The 23,534-nt window shown below is 61.8% G+C and carries 19 protein-coding genes; 11 read left to right on the top strand and 8 right to left on the bottom strand.

What is annotated here, in order from left to right; all coding sequences use genetic code 11:
- Positions 1 to 21 precede the first annotated feature (21 nt).
- Together ACNOHI_RS04155 and ACNOHI_RS04160 are read left to right on the top strand one after the other, a co-directional pair.
- Positions 22 to 1,134 (top strand): acyltransferase family protein, encoded by a 1,113-nt coding sequence (locus ACNOHI_RS04155; protein WP_420473383.1) that lies wholly within the window; start codon positions 22 to 24, stop codon positions 1,132 to 1,134.
- Complete coding sequence (locus tag ACNOHI_RS04160) at positions 1,134 to 1,802, top strand: SGNH/GDSL hydrolase family protein (RefSeq protein ID WP_420473384.1); 669 nt, start codon at positions 1,134 to 1,136, stop codon at positions 1,800 to 1,802. Before ACNOHI_RS04155 ends, ACNOHI_RS04160 begins: the two co-directional genes overlap by 1 nt.
- 3 nt (positions 1,803 to 1,805) lie before the next feature.
- On the opposite strand, the gene ACNOHI_RS04165 is transcribed toward ACNOHI_RS04160, so the two are convergent.
- Positions 1,806 to 2,597 (bottom strand): ferredoxin--NADP reductase, encoded by a 792-nt coding sequence (locus ACNOHI_RS04165; RefSeq protein WP_420473385.1) that lies wholly within the window; start codon positions 2,595 to 2,597, stop codon positions 1,806 to 1,808.
- A gap of 85 nt (positions 2,598 to 2,682) precedes the next feature.
- Here ACNOHI_RS04165 and serA point away from each other — a divergent pair, with 85 nt between their 5' ends.
- Positions 2,683 to 3,882 carry a phosphoglycerate dehydrogenase gene (gene serA / locus ACNOHI_RS04170; RefSeq protein ID WP_420473386.1) on the top strand — a complete coding sequence of 400 codons (1,200 nt, stop codon included), beginning with the start codon at positions 2,683 to 2,685 and terminating at the stop codon, positions 3,880 to 3,882.
- Between the two features lie 24 nt (positions 3,883 to 3,906).
- Here the strand turns inward: serA and ACNOHI_RS04175 are convergent, their stop codons facing one another.
- Entirely contained in the window at positions 3,907 to 4,638 is a 732-nt protein-coding gene (locus ACNOHI_RS04175; protein WP_420473387.1) for a FadR/GntR family transcriptional regulator, read from the bottom strand.
- 93 nt (positions 4,639 to 4,731) lie between these two features.
- Between ACNOHI_RS04175 and lhpH the strand changes: the two genes are divergently transcribed.
- The gene (gene lhpH, locus ACNOHI_RS04180) at positions 4,732 to 5,742 is read left to right on the top strand and encodes a trans-3-hydroxy-L-proline dehydratase (RefSeq protein WP_420473388.1); all 1,011 of its coding nucleotides are present in this window, start codon (positions 4,732 to 4,734) and stop codon (positions 5,740 to 5,742) included.
- A 9-nt stretch (positions 5,743 to 5,751) separates the two neighbouring features.
- Positions 5,752 to 6,666, top strand: a complete 915-nt coding sequence (locus tag ACNOHI_RS04185; protein ID WP_420473389.1) for a delta(1)-pyrroline-2-carboxylate reductase family protein — start codon at positions 5,752 to 5,754, stop codon at positions 6,664 to 6,666.
- Between the two features lie 12 nt (positions 6,667 to 6,678).
- Here the strand turns inward: ACNOHI_RS04185 and ACNOHI_RS04190 are convergent, their stop codons facing one another.
- From ACNOHI_RS04190 to ACNOHI_RS04205, 4 genes are all read right to left on the bottom strand, one after another.
- Positions 6,679 to 7,143: an RrF2 family transcriptional regulator gene (locus ACNOHI_RS04190; protein ID WP_420473390.1), complete on the bottom strand. Its 465-nt coding sequence runs from the start codon at positions 7,141 to 7,143 to the stop codon at positions 6,679 to 6,681.
- Between the two features lie 171 nt (positions 7,144 to 7,314).
- Positions 7,315 to 8,721: a SpoVR family protein gene (locus ACNOHI_RS04195; protein WP_420473391.1), complete on the bottom strand. Its 1,407-nt coding sequence runs from the start codon at positions 8,719 to 8,721 to the stop codon at positions 7,315 to 7,317.
- A 12-nt stretch (positions 8,722 to 8,733) separates the two neighbouring features.
- Positions 8,734 to 9,888 carry a DUF444 family protein gene (locus ACNOHI_RS04200; protein WP_420473392.1) on the bottom strand — a complete coding sequence of 385 codons (1,155 nt, stop codon included), beginning with the start codon at positions 9,886 to 9,888 and terminating at the stop codon, positions 8,734 to 8,736.
- A gap of 13 nt (positions 9,889 to 9,901) precedes the next feature.
- On the bottom strand, positions 9,902 to 11,851 hold the full coding sequence (locus ACNOHI_RS04205; protein WP_420473393.1) for a serine protein kinase: 1,950 nt from the start codon (positions 11,849 to 11,851) through the stop codon (positions 9,902 to 9,904).
- A 461-nt stretch (positions 11,852 to 12,312) separates the two neighbouring features.
- Between ACNOHI_RS04205 and ACNOHI_RS04210 the strand changes: the two genes are divergently transcribed.
- The 6 genes from ACNOHI_RS04210 (at position 12,313) to ACNOHI_RS04235 (ending at position 18,446) form a co-directional block, all read left to right on the top strand.
- Positions 12,313 to 13,674 (top strand): MBL fold metallo-hydrolase RNA specificity domain-containing protein, encoded by a 1,362-nt coding sequence (locus ACNOHI_RS04210; protein WP_420473394.1) that lies wholly within the window; start codon positions 12,313 to 12,315, stop codon positions 13,672 to 13,674.
- A gap of 2 nt (positions 13,675 to 13,676) precedes the next feature.
- The gene (locus ACNOHI_RS04215; RefSeq protein ID WP_420473395.1) at positions 13,677 to 15,215 is read left to right on the top strand and encodes a thymidine phosphorylase family protein; all 1,539 of its coding nucleotides are present in this window, start codon (positions 13,677 to 13,679) and stop codon (positions 15,213 to 15,215) included.
- 20 nt (positions 15,216 to 15,235) lie between these two features.
- Positions 15,236 to 16,141, top strand: coding sequence for a ribose-phosphate pyrophosphokinase (locus tag ACNOHI_RS04220; protein ID WP_420473396.1), 906 nt, complete (start codon positions 15,236 to 15,238; stop codon positions 16,139 to 16,141).
- 302 nt (positions 16,142 to 16,443) lie between these two features.
- Entirely contained in the window at positions 16,444 to 17,397 is a 954-nt protein-coding gene (locus ACNOHI_RS04225; protein WP_420473397.1) for an AAA family ATPase, read from the top strand.
- A gap of 101 nt (positions 17,398 to 17,498) precedes the next feature.
- Positions 17,499 to 17,999, top strand: a complete 501-nt coding sequence (bamE, locus tag ACNOHI_RS04230) for an outer membrane protein assembly factor BamE domain-containing protein (RefSeq protein WP_420473398.1) — start codon at positions 17,499 to 17,501, stop codon at positions 17,997 to 17,999.
- Positions 18,000 to 18,098: 99 nt separating this feature from the next.
- On the top strand, positions 18,099 to 18,446 hold the full coding sequence (locus ACNOHI_RS04235; RefSeq protein WP_420473399.1) for a hypothetical protein: 348 nt from the start codon (positions 18,099 to 18,101) through the stop codon (positions 18,444 to 18,446).
- A gap of 17 nt (positions 18,447 to 18,463) precedes the next feature.
- Here the strand turns inward: ACNOHI_RS04235 and ACNOHI_RS04240 are convergent, their stop codons facing one another.
- Both ACNOHI_RS04240 and ACNOHI_RS04245 read right to left on the bottom strand, forming a co-directional pair.
- A complete protein-coding gene (locus ACNOHI_RS04240) occupies positions 18,464 to 19,543 on the bottom strand; it encodes an alpha/beta fold hydrolase (protein WP_420473400.1) in 1,080 nt (359 codons plus the stop codon).
- A gap of 61 nt (positions 19,544 to 19,604) precedes the next feature.
- Positions 19,605 to 23,507, bottom strand: a complete 3,903-nt coding sequence (locus ACNOHI_RS04245) for a translocation/assembly module TamB domain-containing protein (RefSeq protein ID WP_420473401.1) — start codon at positions 23,505 to 23,507, stop codon at positions 19,605 to 19,607.
- Between the last annotated feature and the right edge of the window lie 27 nt (positions 23,508 to 23,534).

Genomic DNA, 23,534 nt, shown 5'->3' on the forward strand with positions numbered 1-23,534 from the left:
AACATTCTCCCGCGCGAGACTATGATCAAATCGATCGAAGGAGTACGCGGCTTAGCCGCGCTATTGGTCGCCTTATACCATCTGAAGATCGGCAGTGACCATTTTTCCCTGATCCGCAATGGCTATCTGTTTGTCGATCTCTTCTTCGTGCTGAGCGGATTCGTCATCGCTGCGGCCTACGGAAATTCCATGCGGAACACCGCCGACCTGCGCGCCTTCATCCTTCGGCGCATCGGCCGTCTCTTTCCGCTTCTGGTCTTCTCGACCATCGTGTTCGTGCTCGGCTCCAATGCCATCGTCCTTGCCAAGAAGCTGGCCATTGCATCAGGACACGCGGGCGTGCTGAATAATCCGGGGGCGCTTGAATATCTCGTTCCGAGCTTCGGTGAAATTCTTTCCACGCTCACCTTTACGCACGCACTGGGCATCTATGACCATCTGATTCTCAATACGCCGACCTGGAGCATCAGCGTCGAGTTCTATACCTATCTTCTGTTCGCGATCGTGTGCATGTTCCTGTCGGGAGGGGCGCGCATCGTCATGCTGTCGTTGCTCAGCATCGCCGGCCTGATCATCTCCGTGTGGGCGTCGGTGAATCTGCACAATTGCATTGCGGAGAAAGGTTGCTTGTCCCTGACCTATGATTTCGGGCTGGCGCGAAGCGTCCACGCATTCTGCCTCGGCGCGCTTGCCTTCCATTCCAGCCGCGTCCTGAAGATCAACGTGACGGCGGTGCAGATCACCGTATCGTTTGGGCTCTTCATGTTGCTCGCACTGGTGGACCACGTGTCGGTCGCGGCGTTTGTGTTCCCTGTCGCGTTCGCCGTGATGGTGCTCAGCCTGGCGAAGGACAGCGGCCCGCTCGCGGACGCACTCAAGCCTGCGCTGTTCCAGGTGCTCGGCCAGCGTTCGTACTCGATCTACCTGATGCACATGCCGCTTCTGCTGGTATTCGAAAATCTCACCAAGCGCGCCAACGGTCTCGTGTCGAACGTCATCATCCTCGTGGCGTACGTGATCGTGCTGTACGTCATTTCGGGATGGACCTACCGGTTCGTGGAGAGCCCTTTGCGGGACCGTTTCAACAGGCTCGCCGCACGCGTGCCGGTCGGCGCAGGCAGCAGGAGTGTGTGATGCGATCCCTCATGCGCATGGCCTTGTTGCCATTGGCGTTATGCGTCGCCGCGGATGGACACGGCGCGCAGGGCACGCAGCTGATTGAATACTACGGCGACTCGACGATCTGGGGCTACCAATCCCAGACCGGGGAACGCGTCGCGAAGCCCGCGCCCGCCGTATTCGCCGAGTCTTTGCCAACTTCGTCGCGGTTCGAGGTCAGGAATGAAGGCGTCAACGGCAGCACCGCGTGCGAGCTCTTGAACGGCACGGACGGGCGGCATGCGCCGTGGCGGGAGCAGATGGCCAAATCGAAGGCGCGCTATGTGCTCGTCAATTTCGCCATCAACGACCAGTGGAAGCATGATCTCGCCAGCTACACCGGTTGCCTGCGCGCGCTTGCCCGTGGCGCGCAAGCGCACGGCAAGCAGATGATTTTCGAGACGCCCAATCCGACGCGCGACAGCGGACCCGACAGCCTGGATGTCTATGTCAATGCGATGAGGAAGGTCGCGTTGGAGGAAAGGGTTCCCCTCATCGACCAGTACCGGTACCTGACCGAATATCTCGGCGGGCAAAGTCCGACGATCCTGTGTCCCGACGGACTGCATCCGTCGGACGCTGTCTATGTCATGAAGGGCCGCTACGCGGCGAAGGTTTTCGCGAAGACCTTCCTCGAACGTTAGCCCCTACCAGTAGTTCTCCGTCACGAAGTGTCCGGGCAAGGCGCGGCGGACCGGCCGCATGCCGCGTCCGTGCAGCAGCTTGCGCATGTCGTCGATCATCTCCGGATTGCCGCACATCATGAAGCGGGAGGCTGCTTCCGTCACCGGAAGATCGGCGGCCTTTTCGAGCGCACCGTTCTCGAACAGCGTCGTTACCCGGCCGTTCAATGTCAGGGAATCGGGCGCCGGCCTCTCGTCGCGCGTCACTGAACGGACGAGGCGCAGCGGCGCATTCGTGCCGAAGGGCGCCTCGCGGCAGTAACTCGCCAGTTCGTCCCGGTAGGGGAATTCATCCGCATGACGCACACCGTGCACGAGAATGAGATTGCGAAACTTTTCCCACACATAAGGCTCGCGCAGCATGGAAATGAACGGGCCGACGCCCGTGCCGGTGGCGATCATCCAGAGGTCTTCGCCATCCGTGAAACGGTCCGGCGTCATGAAGCCGTAACACTGCTTCTCGACAAGGACGCCGTCGCCTTCTTTCAGCGCCTTCATCTGTGTCGTGAATAGTCCATTGGGAACCAGGACCCCGTAGAACTCAAGGAACTCCTGCCCGGGGGAGGACACCATCGAGTAGGCGCGCCAGACCAGGCCGTTGGCGTCACGCAAGCCCAGTCGTGCGTACTGGCCGGCGGCGAAGGAATATCCGGGCGGCCGCGTTGTCGTAAAGGTGAGGAGCTTGTCAGTCCACCATTGCAGGCGGAGCACTTTCTCCACAGTTGCCTTTTCTGCGGTTTTTGGGTCGATAAGCATGCCAGTCCTTTCTACCCGTCATGAGCAGGAATTCGCGACGCGTATTAATATCTATTGTAAATGAATCTTAAGAGCGAGGTGAGCAATGGCCAGGATCGTCCTGCTGGAGAAAATACATGCGAGCGCGGCGGCGCACCTGAACGCGGAAGGCTTTTCCGAGATTGTGCAGATTCCGACGGCCTTGAAGACAGAAGACTTGAAGGCGGCATTGGCGGACGCCGATGCGGTGGGTATCCGCTCGACGACACATATCACTGCCGATGCCCTTCAGGCGCTTCCGCGTCTGAAGGCAATCGGTTGCTTCTGCATTGGCACCAACCAGGTGGACCTGAATGCCGCCGCAGCGCACGGCATCCCGGTGTTCAATGCGCCGTTTTCCAATACGCGCTCGGTGGCGGAGCTGGTGATTGCGCAATCCATCCTGCTGTTGCGGCGTATCCCGGAGAAGAATGCGCGCACCCACCGCGGTCAATGGGATAAATCGGCGCAGGGCGCCTACGAGGTGCGCAACAAGCTGCTTGGCATCATCGGCTACGGCAATATCGGCGCGCAGGTGGGCATTCTTGCCGAAAGCGTCGGCATGCGCGTGTGCTACTACGACGTCGAGAGCAAGCTGCCGCTCGGGAATGCAAAGCCGGTGCCGACGCTGGACGCGCTGCTGGAGCAGGCCGATGTGGTCACCCTGCATGTTCCCGGTGGCAGTACGACGGAAAACATGATGACGGCAGAGCGGATCGCACGGATGAAGCCGACGGCCGTGCTGATCAATGCCTCGCGTGGGACCGTCGTCGATATCGATGCGCTCAACGCGGCGTTGCGCGAAAAGAAACTTGCGGGGGCGGCCCTGGATGTGTATCCCGTCGAGCCGCGCAACGACAAGGAGGAATTCGTCTCGCCGCTGCGCGGGCTGGACAACGTGATCCTTACGCCGCATATCGGCGGCAGCACGGAAGAGGCGCAGGAAAACATCGGCCGGGAAGTTTCGGACAAGCTGGCGCGTTTCCTGAAGGCGGGGACCACGCGCTGGGCGGTCAATTTCCCGGAAATTTCCCACGTCGAGAAACAGGCGCGCAGCAGGGTGCTGCATGTCCATCGCAATGAACCGGGCGTGATCGCGCGGATGAACGCGGATTTCGCCGAGGCGGGGCTGAACATCGTTGCGCAGCATTTGCAGACTCGGGGGGCGATTGGCTATGTCATCACCGATGTGGAAGCGCCAATCTCGAAGGAATTGCTGCGCAAGCTGTGCAACGAGCCGGCGACGATCCGTTGCGAGCTCGTTTGAGGAAGAGGGCGCGGCGCCCCGATTTCACCCGAACGTGAGCATGTCTTTCTGCACGCGCTCCAGGTGCTGCCGGACATAAAAAGCCGCCGCTTCCTGATTCCCCGTGGCGATGGCTTCGTATATCAACCGGTGCTCGTAGACATACAGGCGTGCCCGGGCGGGATCATGGATCCCGGTATCGCGCAACTGCCGCCAGAGAGGCTCATCGACGGCGGACGCGACCACGCGCGCTATGCCGATCATGACGGGGTTGCACGTCATCTGCGCGATCCGCTCGTGGAATTGCCTGTCGCATGCATTCCATTTCTGGCGCAGGTCGGGGTCGGACAAATCGCTCATTGCCTCCATCGAATCCAGGAGCCGTTCCATTTCCGCGTCACGTTTTCCCAGCGCTGCGGCAAACCGCGCAATCAAGGGCTCCACGGCCAGCCGCGCTTCCAGCGTGGAATGGGGGCTGGTGTCGGGACTGGAGGGCGTATTTCCGCTGCGGATTACGTCGACCGCTTCCTGCAGGACATAGGAACCGGAATTGCGCTTTGTCTCGATGATCCCCTGGTTGACCAGTTCCGCGATGGCTTCGCGTACCGTGGCACGGCCGACGGCCAGTGACGACGCCAGGAACCGTTCAGCGGGAAGCCTGGCGCCAGGCGGATAGGTCCCGTCCAGGATCAGGTTCTTGAGCCGGTCCGCCACCAGTTCATACCGTTGCGGCGCCCTGAGGGCGGAGGAAAGCTTGTCCGCGGGTGGAAAATTCATTTTAAATTTGGATTATTGAAAGAACCAATCTGGTTATACTATAACCACTTTTGGCGAGCAATACACCCGTCGTTCTCATCACGGAAAAGGTCCATGCTGAATTTCCTTCGCACGATTCACACCATTGACGCCCACACCGGGGGCGAACCGCTGCGCATCCTGATCTCGGGCATGCCGGCGGTGCCGGGCAAGAACATCCTGGAAAAGCGCGCATGGCTCAAGGAACACCGGGACGACCTCCGGCAATTCCTGATGAACGAGCCGCGCGGTCACGCGGACATGTACGGGGCCTACCTGCTCCCGCCGACCACTCCCGGTGCGGATTTTGGCGTGATTTTCATCCACAACGAGGGCTACAGCGACATGTGCGGCCACGGCATCATCGCTCTGGGCAAGGTGCTGGTGGAAATGGGATACGTCGAGCGGACGAGTCCGACGACAAGGATTGGCTTCGATGCACCGGCGGGTTTCATCGAGGCCCATGTCGAATGGGACGGCACCCGCGCCGGCGCGGTCACGTTCCGGAATGTCCCGGCGTTCATTTTCATGCGGGATCTCGAGGTCGAGACGCCATCCTTCGGTCGTCTCGTCGGCGACATCGTCTTTGGCGGCGCGTTTTATTACTATATCGACGGCAAACAGGCTGGTTTGGAGATCCGTCCGGAACTGGTTCGTTCCCTGATCCAGCTTGGCGCTGAAACGAAGGCCGCCGTGAAAGAAAGAATCCAGATCCGCCACCCCATTGAACCGGGACTGGATACGCTGTACGGGACCATCATCGACGGTCCGCCCAATCGGCCAGGCGTCGATCAGTCGAACGTGTGCATCTTCGCGGACCGGGAAGTGGACCGGTCTCCGACCGGAACGGGAACGTCTGGGCGGGCGGCGCAGTTGTATTTGCGGGGCAGGCTACCGTTGAACCAGTCCTATATCAACGGCAGTATTGTGGGCAGCAGCTTTGCGGTCCGTGTGATCGAGGCAGTGAAGGTCGGCGCGTTCGACGGCGCCATCACCGAGGTCACGGGGAGTGCGCATATCAGCGGTTTCAATCAATGGGTGCTGGAAGATTCCGACCCGTTCCCGACCGGCTTCTTCTTTCGATAAACACTCATCATGCAAATCCTCGACCAAGACCAGACGGTTCATGCGCTCCCGTATTCCCGGCTTGTTCCTGCAGTTGCCCAGGCGGCGAGGGAATTGTCGACCGGGACGATCATCGCTCCCGAGCGCCAGGTCGTCACCATCGATGCCGCCAGTGTCCTGTTGAGCATGCCGGCCATCGGAAGCGATATCAGTGTTACCAAGCTGATTACCGTCCACGCGAACAACGCGAAGCACCGGCTACCGGCAATCCAGGGTGAAGTTGTCGTTTTCGAGACGGCGACAGGCCGCAGGCTTGCCTTGCTGGACGGACCGACGGTCACCGCGCGCAGGACCGCCGCCATGACGCTCCTGGGAATTGAAACGCTCGCCCGAGGACAGCCCGCGTCGGCGCTTCTGATTGGCACAGGAACGCAGGCGGTCGCCCATGCCGATGCCCTCATCGATTATTTCGGTGTGCAGCGATTCTGGATTGCGGGCCGTACGCTTGCTAGCGCCGAGGCATTGGCGTCCGCATTGAGACAGCGTCACCCGGGGCTGACGGTGCAAGCCATGGTTGCTGAAGCGCTGAAGCAGGAAGTGCCGGAAACCGATGTCATCATCGCCCTCACGACTTCCACCACGCCCGTGATTCCGGCAACTATTTCGGGCGATACCCTTGCCATTGGTGTCGGCGCATTCAAGCCGAACATGGCCGAATTCCCGCCCGAACTGCTTCATGCCCGGCAAATCATCGTCGATGACCGCGACGGCGCGAAACATGAGGCGGGCGACCTGATTCAGGCGAACGTGGATTGGACGACGGTCTTTGGTGTGGGCGACGTGCTGTCGGGCAAAGTGCCGCGGCCGGCCGCCATCCCTGTCTTCAAGACGGTCGGGCAGGCAGCCTGGGACCTGGCTGCGGCACGCGTGGCGATCGGCGTATAGCGGGGAGGGGGATCAGGCCGCCTTGGCCTTTTCGCGCGGGTACACCTGCACGCGCGCCAGCCGGCGCAGGGCGCCACTGTTGCGCAGCAAGTCTGCCAGCGTCACGCCGCTCAGCACTTCGAGGTAAGCGTTGGTGGCGCGGCGAAGGACGTCATGCAGCTCGCAGGAGGGCGACAGGATGCATTCGTTCGTCTCGCGGCTGAAGCATTCCACCATCATGAAATCGGGTTCCGTTCCGCGCACGACGTCGCCAATATTGATGTCTTCCGGTTCCTTCCCAAGGCGAAGCCCGCCGCTGCGCCCGCGGATGGTCTCCACGAGTCCGGCCAGGCCCAGCTGGTGGACAACCTTCATCAAGTGGCTTTTGGAGATGCCATAGGCATCGGCGATGTCCTGGATGGTAGCGAGGTTTTCGCGGTGGGTGCCCAGGTACATGAGGGTACGCAGGGAATAGTCGGTGTAGTCGGTCAGGCGCATGGCTCGATCAGTCTTAGGCGGAATACATGCTGATTATAGCCCTGTGCGGAAAAATAAGATTGATTTGAAGTAGATCTTTTCGCTTGAAGCCTTGCCCTTTTGTCCATTTTCAGCCGAAATGCAACATCCCGCGTGGCCGTAAAGACAACGCGGGCTGCGGAATGCGACGCGTTACAGGCGCTTGCTGGTGACGACGCGCGCTTCGCCCCGGTCACCGACGGTGTGCAGCGTGACCGGACGCCGCCAGACACGGCCGATGTATTCCAGCACGCGTTCGGCGCGGCTGAGGTCGACACCGCGGCCGTCGCTCTGGTGGTCGTGCATGAGTTGCAGGCTGCCGTCCACATGCAGGTGATTGGCCGCGATGCGTGGTGCGCCGTAATTGAACTTCGGCGCCAGGATGGCTTCATGCACGGCATGTACTTCGTTGGCCGAAATCCGGATGTCGCCATCGTCCCGTGCTTCGTACACGAACAGTTCGAGCTTCTCGATCAAGTCCTTGGTCAGGTAGTTGCGGATGAAGCCGAAGTCGTCTTCTTCCTTGACGATCTGACGCGCCTTTTCCAGTCCGTGCTTCTCGATGATGTCTTCCCACATCGAGAAGCCCAGGTGATAGGGGTTGACGGCCAGTGCGAGCTGGCGCTCCGCCGCATAGGGGCGCACCACATCGGAGTGCGCCTTGATCGCCGACAGGTACAGGTCCTGCGGCAGGAAATCCGCCTCGCGCAGCAGGCGCGCATGCCAGTAGGACGCCCAGCCTTCATTCATGATCTGGCAGGCGAACACCGGATAGAAGTAGTACGACTCTTCACGCACGGCGAGGAAGATGTCGCGTTCCCAGTCTTCCATCTCGGGCGCATATTGCGCGATGAACCACAGCAGGTCGTACTCCGGCTGAGGGGGGATGGCGGGACGCTTGCTCTGTGCCTGGGCCGCCTCGGCGAACATGCGTTCGCCGGGAAGGGTGCGGAAACGCTTTTGGAATGCATCCAGGGCGGGCTCCGGTTCCGGCTTCGGTGCCTGGACGGGGTAGAGCGGGCGATGCAGTTCGCGGTTGGTGTCAATGTGCGGCTCCAGCGCAAGCGCGGCATCGAGCACGGCTTCCACGCGCTCCTGTCCATGCTCCTGGATCGCGGTTTCAATGCGGTGCGCGCGTTCCGCAGCCTGCTCGAGGATGTGGCCTCCGGCCATCTCCATGAATTTCGCGAAGAGATGGTTGTTCTTGGCGAAGTCCGCGTGGCCCAGCACGTGCGCGGTGACGAGCGCGTTCTCCGGGAGAGAATTGCCGTTGACCAGGTAGGCGCGGCACGGATCGCCGGGAAACATCACCTCGAAAATGCGCGAGTTTCCCATGCCTTGCCGGATCAGCTGATGGATATAGCGCACGCCGAATGACCAGTGATGCATGCGCACCGGCAGGCCGTACACCGCAATTTCATTCATGAAATTGTTGGGCACGAGTTCGAAATCGACCGGGTAGTAGTCCAGGCCGAGATCGCGCGCAAGTTTCTCGATGCGCGTCGAATACTCCTTCAGCTGGCCGATTGCCTCAGGAGTATGGGTTGCTGAATTGCACATCTGGATGTCTCCCTATTCCTCCTGCTGCTGCACAAAGAACTTGCGGATGGCTTTCCACACGTCCTCGTGCTTCGTCAGGATGCTGCTGCCGAGCGGTGCACCGCTGCGTTCGACTTCGGTGCACAGCATCTTCATTTCCGTTTCCGACGTGCGCGGGGAGCCCGGGACGGTTTCGACATAGCCGATATAGTTGAGCAGCCTGCCCAGCTTTGACAGGTAATCAGTCGCCGCCGCGCGATCTTCCGTGAAGTTCTCGCCGTCGGAGGCGTAGAACAGGTAGCCGTTGTATTGCGACGGATCGTATTCTGTTTCAATGAGCTCGAGTGCAAGCTTGAATGCCGTCGATGCCCCGGTGCCACCGGTACCGCTGACGTTGAAGAACTCGCTTTCGGAGAATTCCCACGCCTGCGTCGTGTGTGCAATGAAACGTGTTTCCACCTTGCCATAACGGCGGCGGATACCTTGCAACACGAAGAAGAAGAAGCTCTTCGCCAGCTTGCGCTCGGCATCGGTCATGCTGGCCGATACGTCAAGAGCGAAGATCACGACCGCGTTCGTCGCCGGCTTGCGCCGTTGCACCAGCTGCTTGAAGCGCAAGTCTTCATTGGTGAACGGTACCGGGTTCTCCTGCGTCGCCCGCCGCTTGACGGCTTCCTTTACGGTGCGCCGCCGGTCGAGGCGGGCGCGGGCGCCATGCTTGTCCCAGCCTTCGCGCACGTACTCGTCGTCGGTGACGGCGGTATTGCGCTTCGGCTGCAGGTCGGGCAATTGCAATTCTTCCCACAGCCAGTCGATGATGTCGTCGACCTTGAACTCGAGCAGCAATTTCACTTCGCCATCGTTGTTCCCACCTTCCCCTTCGTCGCCGCCCATGTCGGGTTGCGCCTGGCGCAGCACGTCGCCCGGCTTGCCCTTTCCCTGGCCCGCACTGGAATAGCTCTGGTTCGAATCCGAAAGACGGAAACGCGCGTGTTCGAGCATGCGGACCGGCACCTGGACGGTGCGGTCCTCTCCGCCGGTCATGACGTCCGGGCCGGCGACCAGGTTGGGAAGATTCTGCTGGACAGCCTCGCGCACTTTCTGGTTGTGGCGCAGCCAGTCGCGAGAGCCCCTGGAGAACAGGTCGTACCAGGGTGTTTCAGCAGAAATCGTGATGTGGTCTGTCATAGAGCATGCCGCCTCATTCCTGTGCCATCAGCGTGGTCACGTAATTGAGCGCCTCACGTGCGCTGTGGCTGTCATAACCGTATTCATCGACCAGTCGCTTCTCGACCACCGAAATCTTCTGCCGGACTTCCTCGTCCGGACGGGTGGTCGAACTGACCAGCCGCAATACATCGCGCCGCTGCTCGAACAGGTATTGCTGCACGGCGTTGTGCAACTGGGCGTGGCTGTCGAGCGTGAATTTCTCACCGCGCTTGTACGCACCCATCGCCTTGCGCACCACCTCCTGGCGGAACGACTGCTTGCCGGAATCGGAAATGTGGATCTTCTCTTCGACCGCGCGCAGGAAACGCTCGTCCGGCTTGCGTTCCTCGTTGGTGATCGGGTCCTTGATCTGGCGGTTGTCGAGCATCGCTTCCACCTCGTCCAGGTACTTGTCGAGCAGGTCCTGTGCTTCCTGTTCGAAAGAGACGAACAGGGCCTTGTGCACGTCTTCCTTGACCCAGCGGTTGTAGAAATCCTTGCGCGCCAGCACCAGGTAATCGATCCATTTACGCTTGCGCTTCGGATCGATGCGGGCGTCGTTCTCGATCGCATCCTTGAGAGCGAGCAGCACATCCATCGTGGTCAGGCTCTTCACATTCGTCTGGATGATCGCGTTCGACAGCGCGTTGATGACGAAGCGCGGCGAGATTCCCGCCAGTCCCTCGTCAGGCATGCGCTGCTTCATGCGCTCGGCCTCGGCGTGGGCATACCCTTCCACCTCTTCATTGGCGTAGAGGCGCACTTTCTTGCTTAGTTCAACCTCCTTGTCGTCCGCCTCATGCAGGCGGGTGAGGATCGCAAAGACCGCAGCGGCATGAAGGACATGCGGATCGAGATGCACTTCGCGGAATGCGGGTGCCGCCGAGGAAATCAGTTTCTTGTAAATTCGCGCCTCATCCTTGTAATTCAAGGTATAGGGAACCTGGATGATGACCATGCGATCGAGAAGGGCTTCGTTCTCGCTCTCTTGCAGGAACTTGCGGAATTCCGCAAGGTTGGTATGCGCGAGGATGGTCTCGTCAAGATAGATCAGCGGGAAGCGCGACACCTTCACGTTCTTTTCCTGCGTGAGCGTCAGCAGCAGGTAAAGGAATTCGCGCTTGACCTTCAGGATCTCGATCATCTCCAGCATGCCGCGACTCGCGGCATAGACAGCCCCGGACCATGACCAGGCGCGCGGGTCGCCTTCGTCGCCGTACTCCGCCACTTTCGACAGGTCCACCGAACCGACCAGGTCGGCCAGGTCGGCAGTAGTCGGATCATGCGGCGCATACGTGCCGATGCCGACGCGGCCTGCTTCGGAAATGAAGATGCGCTCCACGGGCATGCGCAGGAAGTCGCCTGCGTAGTCATTCTCCAGCCGCGTGCGGCAATGCGGGCACACCTCGCCGATGATATCCACGCCATACGTATCGCGGAAGCGCGGACGCAGCGAATGCGGGATCAGGTGCAGCGGAGATTCGTGGACCGGGCATCCCTGGATGGCATACATGGCGCCGGCTTCGGTGCGGCTGTATTCCTCGAGGCCGCGCTTGAGAAGGATGACGAGGGTGGACTTGCCACCCGACGGCGGGCCGAGCAGCAACAGCAGCCGGCGGCCGACTTCCGATCCTGCCGCTGCCGCCTTGAAATAATCGACGACACGTTCGATCGACTCGTCAACGCCGAACAATTCCTGGTCGAACAGTTTGCAGCGGAAATTGCCGCTTTCATCCTCGCAGCCCATCCAGCGGATCATGTCCCACATGTACTGGTGCGACGTGCGCGCGGCTCCCTTCGGGTCTGCCGTCATCACTCTTTCGAGGAATTCGGAGACCGTCCCGGACCAGTGGATTGCCCGATGATCCTTCGTGAACTCGATCAGGCTTTTCAGCAGGTCGTCTTGCTGCTCGGTACGATTGACGTCGCTATGCGTGGTCATTGCATGTGCTCCCCGTAAGTTTATCGATTGCCCAGAATGGACATCCGAAATGGGTTTACGTTTCTGTCACTCTCGATAGGACACGCTCGATTTAAGTATAGGGCGCTGCAAAAAGTGCGAATGATGAGGATGGTCAATGAATGCACTGCTATCCCTGTTTCCGCGCCCCACGTCGATTGATCTGTGCACATCGGTACACAACGAGGTAGCAAGATGCATGCAAGCATATCCAGCGGGGCATGCTGTCCGATGGCGTCGCGTAGAGGGAAGGAAAAGAGGCGCTGGAAAGAAATGAATTTGAAAAACTTACATGCAGGAAGCACGAGAAACGCGCACTGCGGCAGCGTTCCGGAATGGTTGATCTGGATCAATGGCGAAGCTTGTCCCGTTGTCCATAGTGTTCGTATGCTTGCCGCTATTCAATAACATCAGCCAACCATGCGGCGTGGAGAGGATTTCAAATGCATCTGCAATTCCTTGGCGCGACAGGAACAGTGACAGGGTCGAAGTACCTCGTCACCACCGGCCGCGCCAGAATCCTGGTCGACTGCGGACTGTTTCAGGGCTTCAAGCAACTTCGCCTGCGCAACTGGTCCGATTTGCCCGTCGCGCCTTCATCCATCGATGCAGTCGTCCTGACCCACGCACACCTCGACCATAGCGGCTATATACCCTTGCTGGTAAAGAACGGATTCCGCGGCAAGATCTATTGCAGCGAGGCTACCTATGACCTCTGCCGCATCCTGTTGCCGGATAGCGGGCACCTGATGGAGGAAGAGGCGGGCTACGCAAATCGTCATGCGTATTCCAGGCACAGTCCTGCCTTGCCACTCTATACCGAGGAAGACGCGGAGGAATCACTCGAGTACTTTGCACCGGTGAAGTTCGGCAAGCGGTTCGCGGTAGCGGGGCACCTGCACGCCGAACTCGCCCGTGCGGGACATATTCTCGGCGCGTCGATGGTGACCCTCGACGACGGGAAAACGACGCTGGCGTTTTCAGGCGATCTCGGGCGCATGAACGACCCGATCCTCGCGCCGCCGTCGCAGATCGAGCGCGCCGATTATCTTGTGCTCGAGTCGACCTACGGCAACCGGAAGCACGATCCCGCAGATCCCATGGATCTACTGGGAAAGACGATTCAGGAAACCGTCGCGCGGGGCGGCTTGGTGATCGTGCCGTCGTTCGCGGTCGGACGTGCGCAGACCTTGCTTTTCTACATGGATCGACTCAAGCAGTCCGGCGCAATATCATCGGTGCTGCCCGTGTACCTGAACAGCCCGATGGCGGCGGACGTCACCGCCCTGTATCGCGCGTACCGCAAGGATCACAAGCTCGATGACGCGCAGTGCCGGGCCATGTGCAATGCGGCGAAATTCGTTAACACGGTGGAAGAGTCGAAGGCACTGAACATGAAGCACATGCCGATGGTCATCATTGCCGCGAGCGGCATGGCGACCGGAGGACGAGTCCTGCATCACCTCAAGGCGTTCGCCTCCGATCCGCGCAATACCATCCTGTTCTCCGGTTTCCAGGCAGGCGGCACGCGCGGCGCGGCGATGCTCGGCGGCATCGATGCCATCAAGATCCATGGCGAGTACGTGCCCTTGCGCGCGCAGGTCGTGCAGATCGAGAACCTGTCCGCGCATGCCGACGCCGACGAAATCCTGCAATGGGTTTCCCGGTTCAGGCAGCCGCCGAAGCGGACGTTCATTACGCACGGCGAACCCGAGGCGGCCGATGCGCTGCGGCGGCGCATCGAGGAGAGCCTGAAATGGCCCTGCAGCGTCCCCGAATACCTTGAAAGCGTCGAGCTGGGATAGCCATGGGATCGCATCACCGAGACAAGCAGCCGGCCGACGGTCCCGCCCACGCACTGCGCATGCGGCGAATGGGAATCGATACCTATCTCGAACCGGTCATCTACATGCGGCGCGACTGCCATATCTGCCGCTCGGAAGGCTTCGAAGCCCATTCGCGCGTGGAAGTGTGGCGCGGCAACAAGCACATCGTCGCCACCCTGAACGTCGTCGACGCCCCCTTGCTCCAGGTTGACGAGGCGGGTCTGTCGGAAGCGGCGTGGCGCTCGCTGGGCGGACGCGATGGCGACCACATCAAGGTCTTCCATCCCGCGCCGGTGCAATCCTTCTCCCATGTCCGCGCCAAGATCTACGGATCGCCGATTACCTCGGAGGGCGCCAGCGAGATCGTGCAGGACATTGTCGACGGCCGCTATTCGGACATCGAAATGGCTGCCTTCATCGCCACCTGTGCGGGAAACCGGATGGACATCGCGGAAACGGCGTCGATCACGCGTGCAATGATCGGTGCTGGAAAGCGCCTGCAGTGGAATGTGCATCCCGTCGTCGACAAACATTGCGTCGGCGGTCTGCCGGCCAATCGCACGACCTTGATCGTCGTGCCGATCGTTGCCGCCTGCGGCATGACGATTCCGAAGACATCCTCGCGCGCGATCACCTCGCCAGCAGGCAGTGCGGACACCATGGAAACCCTGGCGCCGGTCGACCTCGACATTGCGCAGATTCGCCGCGTCGTCGAACGCGAACAGGGATGCATCGCATGGGGCGGCGGCGTCAACCTCAGTCCCGCCGACGACATCCTGATCCGGGTCGAACGGCCGCTGGGTCTCGACAGCGACGGGCAACTGGTGGCCTCGGTGCTATCGAAAAAATACGCGGCAGGATCGACGCACGTGCTGATCGATATCCCGGTGGGACCGACCGCCAAGGTGCGTTCGGCGGAAGCGGCGCAATCCCTCGGAGAACGCTTGACCACGGTCGGACAGTCGCTCGGCATTACCTTGCGGACGATCATCACCGACGGAGCGCAACCGGTCGGACGCGGTATCGGACCCGCCTTGGAGGCGTACGATGTGCTTGCAGTACTGCAGAACCAGCCAGGCGCACCCGACGATTTGCGGCAACGTGCCTTGCTGCTCGCCGGACACGTGCTGGAGCTGGGCGGCAAGGCGCCGCAAGGCGAGGGCAGGACGATGGCCGCAGCGGTGCTGACGAGCGGCGCCGCGTGGACCAAGTTCCAGTCGATCTGCGAGGCGCAGGGGGGAATGCGCGTGCCACCCGTCGCGCGGTTTACGCATGTCGTCCAGGCAAGGCACGATGGTCGCGTCGTTGCCATCGACAACCGCCGTCTGGCACGCATCGCCAAGCTGGCCGGCGCGCCAAAGGCGCATGCGGCAGGGGTGGTTTTCCATGCGCCACTGGGCACGATGCTCGTGGCAGGGCAACCGATGCTGACCATCCATGCCGACTCGCCCGGCGAACTTGCGTATGCACGAACATATGCCGATGCACAGGAAGACCTTGTGCAGGTACAGGAACATTGACCACTTGGAGTAAGAAGAAAATGATACCGATCCTCTTCGCGATGCCGGGCAACGAAGCCTTCACGCTGCATCTCGATCGCGCCATTTCCTGCGAAGTCGGACAGATGGAAATGCGCCGCTTCCCCGACGGCGAAACCTATGTCCGCCTGCAGTCGCAGGTGCATGGTCGTGACGTGATCTTCGTCTGCACGCTCGACCGGCCCGACGAAAAAGCCATGGCGCTTTACCTCGCCGCGCGTACCGCGCGCGAGCTCGGCGCCCGGCGAGTCGGCCTCATTGCGCCTTACCTCGCCTACATGCGCCAGGATGCGCGTTTCAAGGAAGGCGAGGGCATTACCTCGACGCATTTTGCGGCCTTTCTGTCCGACTTTCTCGACTGGCTCGTTACGGTGGATCCGCACCTGCACCGCCACCACAAGCTCAACGAGATCTACAGCATTCCGACCAAGGTGGTACATGCGGCGCCGGCCATCGGCGACTGGATTGCGGAGCATGTCGACAATCCGGTCATTATCGGTCCGGACGCCGAAAGCGAGCAGTGGGCGGCGAAGGTCGCGAAGTCGGTTCGCTGCCCCTACGTCGTGCTGGAGAAGACACGCAAGGGCGACCGGGATGTGGAAGTGTCTTCGCTGGATGCATCACAATGGAAGGGCGGCACGCCGGTACTGGTTGACGACATCACCTCTACCGGTCACACGATGATCGCCGCAGTAGGCAAGCTGAAGGAAGCGGGCCTGCCGGCCCCAGTTTGTGTGTCCGTGCATCCTGTGTTCGCCGGTTCTGCGTATGAGGACTTGCAGGCCGCAGGCGTGAACAAGATCGTCAGCTGCAATACGATCAGCCACGCGACCAACCAGATCGATGTGGCCGAGGCGATTGCCGTCGCCGCGGTTGAACTGATGGCCATTCTTCCCGTGAACAGCTGATTCGTTTCGGCTGTCTCCTCTGCAGCAGCGGAGTAGCACTCGCACTCTGCTGCTGCCAGCCTTGTATTCGCACAACATTCCTCTACCGTCGATTGACAGCGCATGTCGATTTCGCTCAAATGATTCTTGCAATCAATTGATACACAGGTGGAATGAAGCTTGCATGAATCAGGTCTGTCCGGCATTGCTTTCATCGCTGCATCAAGGAAATCTGGCTTGCTGACGATATTGCCTGTGCAGGGCCGCATGACCGCTTGTGTTTCGACCGTTCAGAATGGCATGTTTCGAGGAGGTTGCTCACCATGACGATTACTCTCGCCCGCTCTCATCCGATCTACTGCGTGAAAGCTGTCGAAAGCGCCCAGGAACGGGCGCGTGCACTGAAATCGCCGGAGCTGGAAGCCTTTTACGAAGACATGCTCGAAAAAGGAGCAGAACGTTTCGTCACAACACCGTCGTCGACCAGTGCGCTCCAGCCGCTCTACGAGGATTGCCCGAACTTCCGGGAAGTGCTCGACGACCTGACGCGTTACCTCGGCCTGTCGATTGCCGGCGGCTCCAGCATCAATGTCATGCCGGTGCTGCTGCTGGGCGACCCGGGTGTCGGCAAGACGCATTTCGGCAAGCGGCTTGCCGCCGTGCTCGGCACCGAGTTCGAGTTCATCAGCATGAACGCCCTGTCGGCAGGCTTTGTCATTACCGGCTCGTCGTCCACCTGGAAAGGGGCGAAGTGCGGCAAGGTGGCGGAACGCCTCGTGCGCGGCAAGTTCGCCAATCCCGTGGTTTTGCTCGACGAGGTCGAGAAGGCAACCGGCTCCACGCAATCCGATCCGATGGCTGCGCTGTATCAGTTGCTCGAGCCCGAAACCTCGCGTGCCTTTCACGATGAATTCATCGACGTCGACCTTGATGCCAGCCAGGTGTTCTGGGTGCTGACAGCCAACAGCCTGGAAGGCATTCCGCCGGCCTTGCTGTCGCGCATGGCGGTATATGAAGTGCCATCGCCGACACCGGATGAAGCAGCGGGCATCGCCAGGCGCGTCTATATCGGGCTGCTGCGCGAACTGAAGCTGAAGCATGTCGAGGAAGACTTGCCCGACAGCGTGCTGGACAAGTTGTCGACGATCTCGCCGCGCGAGATGCGCAAGACGCTGCTCGATGGTCTTGGTTTTGCCGTGGCGGAAGGGCGGACGGCGTTGGTGCCCGAGGACGTCCGTCTGAAATCCGACGCCGGTCGTCGGCGCATCGGCTTCTGACCCCCCTGGTTTGACGGCCCGCAAGTTGGGGCAGGTGGCGGGAAACACGCACCGCTTTTGCTCCTCTCATGGAAGCGCAACGTTAACGGGAGCCAGATGCCATGCTGAAACTGTCTGCAATTCTGCTCGTCTTGCTGGCTGTCGGCCTGTCCGGTTGCGATCGCCAGGGAAGACCGGTCGAAGAATTCGGGCTCGACAAGCTTGCCAGGGGCGTGTCTTCGGAAGGCGACGTCCGTACCGTCATGGGACAGCCCGAAACCGTCTGGGAGGAAGAGGACGGCACACGGGCACTCCAGTATCCCAAGGGGCCGGAAGGCGTGCGGACCTGGGAGTTCACCATCGACAAGTCCGGCAAGCTCAAGGACTACCGCCAGCTCCTCACGCAGGAGAACTTCTCGCGGGTGCGGCAGGGCATGAGCCGCGACGAGATCCGGCGGATGCTTGGCAAGCCGCGCTCGGTGGCGCAATTCAAGCTCAAGAACGAAGAAGTATGGGACTGGCGTTATCAGGACGCGACGGTCCCGCGCCTGTTCAATGTGCATTTCGACATGACATCCGGCAAGGTGACCGCCACCTCGAGTAGCGACGCGTTGAATTACTGACAATGACGAAACTGAAAGACGTCCGCGCAGTCCTATTACTGGCAGCCGGGCAAGCAACGCTGTCCGGAATGACGAATCACATCATTCAAGGAGGCAACAATGAAGAAAGCAACGATCGCATTGGCCGCATCACTGCTGGCATTTTCCGGAGCCGGCTTTGCTCAGTCGCAGACCCCGTCACCGACGTCCGAAATCCGTGAAAGCACGGATCCGGCACGTTATGACGACGTCATGCGGCGGGCACAGGAAATCCAGAACCGTCAGACGTCCAGCTCCGACATGTCATCCGGTGCAAGCGACACGACAACCACGAAGAAAGCCGGCAAGCGCATGCAGTCGAAGAAGTCGATGAAGCGCGGCAAGGGCGGCGGCAGCAGCAACAGCAGCTCCGGTGCATCGAGCGGTTCCGATTCCTCTTCAGGCCAGGATACGGGAACGTCGAAATAGCGCCCCTCCAGGCACTGCTAGTGCCGCCGCGCACCGATCACGCTGAGCCAGGCAAAGATTTGCGGCCACAGCGTGCGGTGCGCGTTCTCTCCCATCAACGCCCCGACATGCGCGAGCGCTACGCCGGTATCTCCCTCGTAGGCAAGAAGGCGTTTCTGCCGGCTTCCCGCCGCGTCATGGAACGCGATCACGGAGTCCGGCGGGATGACAACGCTATGCGGATCGTAGACCGCCAGCAGCGGCGCCACAACATCCTTTGGTGAGACAGGGCGTCCGGCGATTGTCAGCCTTCCGCGCATCAGGCTGTCGCGTCGGTAGAGGTCTTCCACCACCTGTTCGAACAGGCGTCCCGGCATGGGCGACTCGTCGAGCATCCAGCGTTCCACCAGCATATGCGTGCGCAGCGTGCGCGTTGAGCCGAGGCTGGCAACGAAGTCTCCGTAGCGCTCGACATTGAACGTCGCAGGCGAGGCGATCACACTGGCCATGTTCAGGACCGATCCGGGCACGCTGTCAAAGAATTGCGCCACCTTGTCTGCCGGCGGACCGAACGTGACCAGCGGTGTAAAGGAGCCGGAGGCGCCGCCAAAATGCAGCGGCGATTCCACCAGGACCAGTCCGGCCACCTGCTCCGGCCGCATGGCCGCGTAGATGGCCGCAAAGATGCCCCCCAGCGAATGACTGAGCAGGAACACTTGTGACGACGGATGGGTGGTGCGGACGGCGCGCACGCATTGGTCGATGAGCCGGTAGGCGTAGTCGGCCAGTCCCAGGCGGTTCGGTTGTTCCATCGGATCGGTCCATTCCGCGAGGTAAACCTGCAGGTCCTCGCGCATCGCATGCTGCACCACGCTGCATTCCGGCGCGAGGTCCCAGATGTAGTGCCGCTTGATCGGCGCGGGCACAATGAGCGCGATGCTGTTGCTTGCCGGATTGCCGCCGTAAAAGCGCAGCCGGACGCCAGGGACGGAGAGGGCGGTCTGGTACGGGCTCTCGGTCGGGCCATAGCCGAGCTGGTCCATGGCGGCGCCCCGGCGCCTGCGCGCCTTGTCCAGCGACTCAAACCACCAGCGGATGCCGGACGAGACTGTTTGCATGGATTCCTCCTCGGGTTTTACGATCCTTGATTCCTCTTGATCGTGAATACATGCAATTTGTTCAATCGAATGCGATGTTGTAGAACAGGGAGATTGCGCTGCGGGAACCTGCTTCCGCCTCGAGCGACAGTTTGGGTGAGAGGGCATAGCGGACCTGTACCACGCTGCCGGCGCTCTCCAGGCCTTGCTGGTAGCTGAGGTAGAGGCGCGAGGAGACCTGTTTGCCAATGGTGACGATGCGTTGCTGCAAGGTGTCCTGGCTGGTGCCGATGCTGAAGGTATCGAGGCCGAACGTACTGGCGATACGCGACTGCACGCCGGCCTTTGCGCCTTCCGACAGCAAGGCCCCGGCAGCGCTCTGCAGCGCGCCAATGTCGGTATCGCCGGCGGCGGCGAGGCCGCGGCCCAGCACCAGCCAGGAAAGCTTCTCCGCATCCGGGACAGGCGGTTCAGAAACGAGCGTGACGCGCGGCGTGAGGGCAGTGCCGCGGATCGAGACGCCTGCCTCGACCTCCTGGCCGCGGCGCATGGCGAGGATGTCCAGCGAGGGATTGTTGAGCGGGCCGCGGAAGCGCAGCAAGCCCTGTTCGATGGCCAGCTCGCGTCCGTAGGCGCTGTACGTTCCCTTGGCGACATTGATGGAACCCTGCGCCTGCAACGCTTCGCCTGCCTTGCTCAGCAAGCGCACCTGTCCGCCCAGCATGGCGTCCAGCCCGCGCCCTTTCAGCGCGACGCTGTCATCCAGGGCGACGCTAATGTCGACATCGAAGGCGGTTTTGTTGGCGCCATTCTTGTGTTCCTGGCCGACAATGACAACGTCGTCGGACAGGCGCGGCTTGTCGGCGCTGCCCAGGTCGACAAAACCGGAATTGACGGTGAAGGTGCCCGTGGCCTTGCCCTGATTGCCGCGCCACTCCAACTCGCTGGCGCCGCTGACGATGATGCGGCGGTCGCTGCGGTTGAGGAGGGCAAATCGTTCCGCGAGTAAAGACAGGTTGGCCGTGACACTGCCGCCGCTGACATCGATAGGACCGGAAAGGGTGATGCGTCCTTCCGCGCCCTGGAAGTTCAGGTTGCGCACCAGCCAGCGATTGCCCTGGAACTCGCTGTCCAGCGATCCCTGGCGCAGGTCCAGTCCGAGGTCGGAAAGCAGCACGCGCAGCGCTTGCCCGGTGATGCGGCCTGCCAGCCGCGGCTGCTCCACATTGCCGCCCAGGGAGACATCGCCCTTCAGGCTTCCCTCGAGCGTCATGGCGGGTGACAGCAGCGGAGCGACCCATGCCAGCGATGGGACGTCGATGTCGGCATTCCCGGAAAGGGGCGCATCGGGCGCGATGGCGAGGCGATTGTCGCCATGGCCGATGGTGGTTGCGCCTTGCACGCGAATGCGGCCGAGACGTTTTCCCTCGGTCTGGATATCGGCGTTGAGCCTGCCGGCGGTCAGGGTGGCGCTGGCGGAGAGGGCGGACAGGCCGAGCGTGACCGGAGCGTTGGCGAGGACGGTGAGGTCGCCGCCCTGACGGCGCAGTGCCAGCGTGCCGTTGAGCGTATCCGCGAGACGCACATTCCATTCTCCAGCGAGGACGAGATCGGTCCGAACACGCGGCGCGGGTTCGATCTGGCCGAGAAGACGCGCGACCTGCAGCCGCTCGATGTGGCCGCGTGTGACGATGCCCGTGCTGTCGCGCGCGAACATCTCGACGGCGAAGCGGCCGGCGTCGGCGTCGAGCAGGAACTGCTCAAGCTGCACCTTCTCGGCGGACAGGAGGAGCGGGGCGGGTGACGACAGGCGCGCGGAAAATCGCCCCTTGGCATCGAGCGCCTGAACGCTTCCCTTCCAGCGCGGCGCCGTGTCAATCTGGCCCAAGCCACCCGAGGCGCGCATTGTCCATGCCTGGCCCGTCTCGTCGAGCGCAAGGTCGATCGTATGCGCACCCGTCGTGCCCTTGGCGGTGGCGGCAAACCGCTCCGCCTTCAAGCGTTGGGTGGCGATTCCTTTTGCCTGCAGGACGAGGTCGAGCGGCGCATCCGGATTGGGGGAGAACTGGAGGCGGCCCGACAAGGCCGCGATCCGTTCGTCGCCGAGCTGCAACCCGGAACCATCCAGCTCGGCGGTGCCACGCTCCAGCGGCAGCGAGCGCTTGCGGTCGAGTGCGAGTTGCGCCTTGCCCTGCATGCGCTCGATGCGCATGCCGCCGGGAACGCGCGCCGAACGCGCCGTCCATTCGGCGGAAATCCGGGGACGATCCAGTGTGCCGCGCGCGGTACCGCTGGCCGCGATCGCGCCGCCGAAATCCGCACCGAGCTGGCCCAGCTGCGGTGCATCCAGCCGGAAGGACAGCACTGCATCGTCGCCTGTGAGGCGGCCTTCCGCGTTCAGGCGGTTTGCGCCGGAAGCAAGCAGGAGGCGAGGAATTTCCAGGTTCTCGCCACGCAAGCGCACCTCGCCGCTGCCGGACAGCGGCTGGCCCGCGAGCGTGCTGTCGGCGATGGTGTAGGAGAGGTCGGCGTCGAGACGCGGCTCGCGCTTTCCGCGAAGTGTGAAGCCGGCATTCAATTCCAGCGCCGGCAATTGCGGGAAATTGCCGAGCTCGCGCAGCCGGAAACGGTCCACCTTGCCCTCCGCGCGGAACGCCTTGTCCCCGTCCAGCGCGGCCTGCCCTGAAAAGTCGATACGTCCGCTCCCCGCGCGCAACTCTGCCTGTTTAATGGACAGGATCTGTCCATCGAGCAAGGCGTGCGCATCGAGCGTAATACGCTGCTGGCGTTCCAGCGGCTCGCTGAGGGAGAGCCGGATCTCCTGGCGGCTGCCATTGCGTTCCAGGTCCGCGGAGCCGGCCAGTTTCGTCGCGCGGGCGCGGCCATCCAGACGCTTCAGGTTGAGACCCTCGGTGCGGATCTGCAGCGTCATTTGGTTGCCGCCAATTTCCCCCTGGCCTGTCACCGTTCCTGCCGGACGGGACGCAGCGCCAAGCGCGGCCGTCAGGCGATCGAGCACCATGCGGCCGGCTTCCTGCCGGAAGGAGAGCTGCAAGGACTGGAGCGGCAGCTTTTTCGCATCCCAGAGTCCTGCCTCGGGATTGGCGACATGCAGTTCTCCCGCACCATGTTCGTCGGCGTTCACGCGAAGCTCCAGCGCGGAAGAGGGCCATTGCGGATCGAAGCGATTGAGGTCGATCGCGCGTGCCGCAAGACTGGCCCGCCCCAGCGGGCTTTCGGAAAAGGGATGGAGCATGACCGTGCCATCCACGCTCGCCCGGTCCACGGCAATGTCGATCATGGCTTGCAGTTGCTGGAGCGAACCGTTCAGGTTGATGGTGCCGGTTGCGTCAAACGTCTGTTGCCCGATGGTGGCCGTGCCGTCACTGGCGATGCGCGCATCCAGGGCGTAGGGTTTGGCGGCCGACAGCGTGGCATTGCCCCTGAGGTCGTTGGCGAGACGCCCGCTGCCAAGCGGGGAATCGGTCGCAAGGTGGCGGAGCTGGAGGTCGTAGCGATTGCCGTCGAAAACGAGGCGCAATGCCGTCGGCCCGAGCCGCACCAGGCTCGTGCCGTTGCTGCGGATGTCGCCCGATTGCAGCCGCAAGTCATCCACTTGCAGTTTGACGGGCAATCCGATGCGGTCAGGCAGCTTGCGCGGCTCACGCTCCTTGCTCTCGCTACGGTCGATCTGCAGATGGCCGACATGCAGCGTCTCGACGTGTACCGTGCCATCCAGCAGCCTGCGCGGCTGCCAGTGCAGTCGCACATCAGACAGGACTGTACGGCCGTCGGCCTGCGCCAGTGAAAGGCGTTGGACGTGCAGTGTTCCTGTGATCCTGCCGCTGATTCCTTCGGCATGGAACACGCCGCCGCTCATGCCTCCCGCTGCGCCAAGGACCGCGCGTGCGCCGCTGCCGGTGCCGAGCAGCCACGCGACGACGCCGATGACGACGGCCACGATCCCGAGGAGGACAACCGCCACATGGCGTGTCCGGGAAGCCGCAGGTCG

Source organism: Noviherbaspirillum sp. ST9, assembly GCF_048799745.1.
Lineage (GTDB): Bacteria > Pseudomonadota > Gammaproteobacteria > Burkholderiales > Burkholderiaceae_D > Noviherbaspirillum.